The organism is Desulfuromonadaceae bacterium (genome assembly GCA_019429445.1).
Classification (GTDB): Bacteria; Desulfobacterota; Desulfuromonadia; order Desulfuromonadales; family JAHYIW01; genus JAHYIW01.
On the sequence record JAHYIW010000057.1, the window covers coordinates 1 to 5,428 of the forward strand.

A 5,428-nucleotide genomic window follows, 5' to 3' on the forward strand; every position below is an offset into this window, starting at 1 on the left:
GAAGTTTGAGGGCAGATTTTAGCTCATTTGCAGCCTCATAGCCGTAGCTATGGGGCAAAAAGGAGCTGAAATATGAGCCAAACAGCTGGGTTTGCAGCCGGTCATTCATTCTCGGACAGGCTCCTAGGTTTTAAACGGATCTAAAAGGGGCAAAGATGAAAGTAATTATTACCGACGAAATTTCAGAAAAAGGGCTTCAGCCGATCCTCGATGATCCGCGCATCGAGGTTGATGTTCGGCTTAATCTGAGCCGGGACGAGTTGCACCGTGCGATCGGCGCTTACGATGCGATCATTACCCGCAGCGGTACGCAAATTGACAGCGCATTGCTGGAACATGCCACCAAACTTAAAATTATCGCCCGCGCCGGGGTCGGCATCGACAATGTAGATGTGCCTGCGGCGAGCGAACGGGGGATTATTGTTGTCAATGCTCCGTTCGGCAATACCAATTCTGCGGCTGAACACTCGATGGCACTGCTGCTGGCAATGTGTCGCAATATTGCCCCGGCCAACGCCAGTCTCAAGAGCGGAGCATGGCAGCGCGCCCCCTTTACCGGGCATGAGCTGAAGAACCGCACGATGGGAATCATCGGCCTTGGCAAGGTGGGGGGGCGGGTCGCCCGTCGTGCCCGCGCCTTCGAGATGGAAGTCATCGTTCATGATCCCTATATCAGTGAGAAGCGCGCCGAAGATCATGGCACCCGGCTGGTCAGTCTCGACGAGCTGGTCGCTCAGGCCGATGTGATTTCGGTGCATACCCCGCTTAACGACGAAACCCGCGACATGCTTTCCGCCGAGCATTTTGCGCGCATGAAAGACGGGGTGATGATTGTCAATTGCGCACGGGGCGGTATCATCAACGAGGCAGTGATGCTGACGGCCCTCGATAGTGGCAAGGTTGCCGGAGCGGCTTTCGATGTCTGGAGCGCTGAACCGCCCGACTCGGCACTGTTGAAACGGCTGATTGCCCATCCGAAGATGGTGGTCACCCCGCATCTGGGCGCCAACACCTTTGAGGCCCAACAGAATGTAGCGGTCGATGTCAGTCGGGAAATTGTTAATTATCTCGATGGCAAGCCGGTGGAGAATGCAGTGAATATCGCTCGTTTCGACCCTGCACTGATGGATCAGATGAAACCCTATATGCTGCTGGCGGCCAAGTTGGGAGAGTTTATTTCCCAGCTGGCTTCGGTCAATCCGAACAAGGTCCATTTCAGCTATACCGGTAAACTCGCCGAATACGACTGCGCACCGATTACCGTTGCCGGCCTGGCGGCGTTGCTGAATCGCTGTACCGACCAGGAAGTCAATATGGTCAATGCCAACGTCGTTGCCAAGCGGCGTGGTCTGGCGGTAGAAGAGTCGCGTTCGACCGAACCGAGCTTCTTTTCCAATCTGATCACCCTGGTGCTCGAAACGCCGGAGGGGAAACGGACGATCTCCGGAACCATGTTTGAAGGAACCCCGAAGATCGTCAGGCTCCGTGATTTCGACACCGACTTCCAGCCGGAAGAACACATGCTGGTGCTCCATTACGAAGACCAACCCGGGCTGATCGGGCGGATCGGCACCACTCTGGGTGATGCCGGGATCAATATCGGATCGATGAATCTTGGCCGCCGCGCCAAGGGGGGAGAGGCAATGGTGGTGTTGTCGATCGACACCCCGGCTGACGAAGCGACCCTTGACAAATTGCAACAATCGATTGGCGCACGGTTCATCAAACTTGTGTATATGCCGCAGTAACGAAAAGGATGCTTGTGCGACAGCTGGCAAGCGTCTCCACTTCATATCTCCACAGACACAACAGCAGCCGTTGCTGCATAGCTGCTGTTGTGTCTCCTCCTGGTGTAGCCCGAAAGACGCAGCGAAGATTCTGCCCCGCCCGTTGACGCGATTCAGGTGTTAAAGTAGACTCATATTGGCAGGTCAAAAATGATTTGACAAAATATTATTCTTATATATATTATTTTTTGAATATAGTTTGTTCATGCAAAGGATGGCAACCATGAATCTCACCCTTACCAACTTCAGTCTCAAGCGTCCCTGGCTGATTGTTGCCCTGACAGTGATCGCCGTTATCTTTTTCGGCAGCCAGTTTCCGCAGGTAAAATTCGACAACGACCCGGAAAACATGTTGGCCGCAGATGAATATGTGCGGGTGTTCCACGATCAGGTGAAGGAAAAGTACAGCCTCTACGATTTTGTCATTGTCGGTATCGTTAACGAGGAGCACAGCGACGGCATCTTTAATGTTGAAACCCTCGGGCGCATTCACCGCCTGACCAATGAGCTGTTGCATCTGCGTCAGGGCGCTGATGGTCTGCCCTTGATCGATCTCCCCGAAGAGGCGCGCCGCATCGATCTGACGCCGCAAAGCGCCTGGCAGCGGATCCTCAACAAAGCGTTCAATCACGATCCGAACCGCCTGTTTGACGCGCAGGGACGCAGCGCGATTATCGGACGTGAGCTGATTGCGCCGAGTGTGGTTGATAATATCAAACAGGCGGATCTCGGTGCCCTGAAACTCGAATATTTGATGGAGCGACCTCCCACCTCCCGCGCCGAGGCGTTGACAATCCGTGACGATGCGATGAATAACCCGCTTTATTCCGGGACGCTGGTTGCGGAAGATGAAAAGGCGATTTGCCTTTATATCCCGATTACCGAGAAGACCTACAGTTACAATGTCGCCGCGCTGGTCCGCGCGTTGACTGCCGATTGGCCCGAGAATGATCAGCTGTTGATTACCGGCCTGCCGGTGGCTGAAGACACGTTCGGGATTGAAATGCTGGTGCAGATGGCGACGTCGGCACCGCTGGCCGGTCTGATGATCTTTTTGCTGCTGCTGTTTTTCTTTCGCAAGCTGTTGCTGGTCATTGCGCCGATGCTGGTGGCGGTGGTGAGTGTTGTCTGTACCATGGGACTGTTGATCGGACTCGGGTACGACGTGCATATCATGAGTTCGATGATCGCCATCTTTCTGATGCCGATCGCGGTCGCCGACGCGGTTCACATCCTCAGTGAATTTTTCGATCTCTACCCGCGCTTTGGTAATAAAAGAGAGACCGTACGTTATGTCATCGGCCACCTGTTCCGGCCCATGCTTTTTACCACTCTGACGACGATGGCCGGGTTTGCATCGTTGGCAACCACGCCCATCCCGCCGGTGCAGGTATTCGGTTTGCACGTGGCATTCGGTGTCGCTGTCGCCTGGCTGCTGAGCATGACGCTGATCCCCGCATACATCATGCTCGCCGTGCCGGAATCGCGGCTGCAAAGCCTTGTGCCGCACGAAGGAGCTGGCGCTGTGAAGTCCGGTTCGATGAGCCGCAGTCTGGTGTGGCTTGGTCGTTTCAGTTGTCAGCAGTGGAAGCTGATCATCGTGATGACCCTGGCGATCCTCGCTGTCTCGGCTTACGGCATAAATCGTATTCAGGTGAACGACAATCCGGTCAAATGGTTCTCCCCCGAGCACCCGATCCAGGTTGCTGACCGGGTGCTTAACAAGCACTTTGGGGGGACGTACACCGCCTATCTGACCTTCAGTGCGGTGCGGCCTGATCAATGTAGCTGTGAAGAGAAAACCGGGTTGCTGGCGGTGGCTGTCAAGGAACGTTTCGGCACCATCTTCCCTGAGGCCACCGCAGAATTCCTTGCAGTTCTTAGCCAACTGCGCAGTCATTATACAACTGCGGCGGGGAGTAACCCCCAGGAAGTTTTTGTGGAACTGGTCAATGCCGCAAAACGGATTGATGGCGGAGCCACGACTTCGTGGAACGCGCTGGCCGATGAAATCAACTATCTGAACAGCACCGGGTTGACGCTCAACACGTTGCGGCAGCAACTGCGTGGCAGTGCAGGAGTCGGGGATGCAGAGTTGAAAATTCTCTTTGCGCAACTCGACCATTACCGAACATTGCAGGGGGAGCCATTACGCAGCCAGGCGTTACGGATTGCGGACGGATTTGCCAACTTGTCATTCACGGACTTTGTCTTTGAAATGGAGGCGGAGCTCACTGCACCACTTTTCAAACAACCGGAATTGTTGCGTTATATTGAAAAAATCCAGCAACATCTGCTGACCGATGAGATGGTTGGCAAGACCACCTCCGCCGTCGATGCACTGAAAAAAGCGGCCTTTGAGATCAGTTATGTCGCCCCTCCTGAGGGAGCCACTGTTCAGGAACAAGCAGCTTTTGCAATGACCAACAGGCGTCATTTCGCTGTTCCGGACAGTGCGGCGGCGGTTGGCCAGGTGTTCGTGCAACTGGAAGGAATGAAGAAAAAAGACAGCCTTTTTCATCTGCTGACCAGGGACTACAGTGAGGCGAATCTGTGGGTACAGTTAACCAGTGGTGACAATCAGGATATGGAGAAGGTGGTACGCGATGTTGAGCAGTTTGTCGCCGCTAATCCGCCGCCAGTTGACTTGCATATCGCCTGGGCCGGGTTGACGTATCTGAACGTTGTCTGGCAGAACAAAATGGTCACGGGGATGATGTGGTCGCTCGGCAGCAGCTTCATCGTGGTTCTGGTGATGATGATGCTCCTGTTCCGCTCGCCGCTCTATGGCCTGTTGTCGATGTTGCCGTTGAGCGTGACGATTGCCTTGATTTACGGTGTGATCGGTCTGATCGGCAAGGATTACGACATGCCGGTGGCGATCCTTTCCGCCTTGACGCTGGGGATGAGCATCGATTTTGCGATTCACTTTTTGCAGCGCGCGCGTGACTTGCAGCGCGAACTGGGCAGCTGGCAGGCGGCGAGTACGCATATGTTCAAGGAACCGGCAATGGCGATCAGCCGTAATGCGATTGTGATTTCGGTCGGTTTTACGCCGTTGTTGCTGGCCCCCCTGGTGCCGTACAAAACTGTCGGGTTCTTCCTGGCGGCGATCATGGCCGTTTCGTGGCTCGGGACGCTCTTTTTGCTTCCCGCGTTGATGACGCCGTTACGGCGAAAAATATTTAAAAACGAACCGGATGCCTGAATCCGGAGAAAGGGTTGCTGATGAAAAAAACGCTGATGCTGACCATTGCTCTGATCCTGATCGCGGGTACGTCGGTGCTTGCCGCACCGAGCGCCGATGAGATTGTTACGTTGGCAAACCAGGCGTCCTACTACGCGGGGGAGGATGGCCGGGCGCACGTCAAAATGACGATCACCGCTGCCGACGGCGGGGAGCGTTCACGCGAGTTTGTTATCCTGCGCAAGGATTTACCGCATGACGACCAAAAATTTTACGTCTATTTCGAAGCGCCAGCGGATGTCTACAAGATGGCCTTTCTGGTCTGGAAAAATGTCGCCAGGGAAGATGATCGTTGGCTTTGGCTCCCCGCGCTGAACTTGAAAAAGCGCATCGCACCGGGGGACAAGCGGACCAGCTTTGTCGGTTCTGACTTTTATTACGAAGATGTTTCGGG

Annotated in this window: 3 protein-coding genes; all 3 read left to right on the forward strand. The window is 54.6% G+C overall.

The window, feature by feature from the left end; all coding sequences use genetic code 11:
• Positions 1 to 155 precede the first annotated feature (155 nt).
• The gene (gene serA, locus K0A93_13465) at positions 156 to 1,748 is read left to right on the forward strand and encodes a phosphoglycerate dehydrogenase (protein ID MBW6513097.1); all 1,593 of its coding nucleotides are present in this window, start codon (positions 156 to 158) and stop codon (positions 1,746 to 1,748) included.
• Positions 1,749 to 2,010: 262 nt separating this feature from the next.
• The gene (locus K0A93_13470) at positions 2,011 to 4,995 is read left to right on the forward strand and encodes an MMPL family transporter (protein ID MBW6513098.1); all 2,985 of its coding nucleotides are present in this window, start codon (positions 2,011 to 2,013) and stop codon (positions 4,993 to 4,995) included.
• Positions 4,996 to 5,015: 20 nt separating this feature from the next.
• Positions 5,016 to 5,428, forward strand: a 413-nt coding sequence (locus tag K0A93_13475) for an outer membrane lipoprotein-sorting protein (GenBank protein MBW6513099.1), incomplete at its 3' end; no start/stop codon positions are given.

What these genes read in the sequence shown, in the direction of transcription:
- serA (MBW6513097.1), top strand. Translation starts at nt 156, where the DNA reads ATGAAAGTAATTATTACCGACGAAATTTCAGAAAAAGGGCTTCAGCCG.
- K0A93_13470 (MBW6513098.1), top strand. Translation starts at nt 2,011, where the DNA reads ATGAATCTCACCCTTACCAACTTCAGTCTCAAGCGTCCCTGGCTGATT.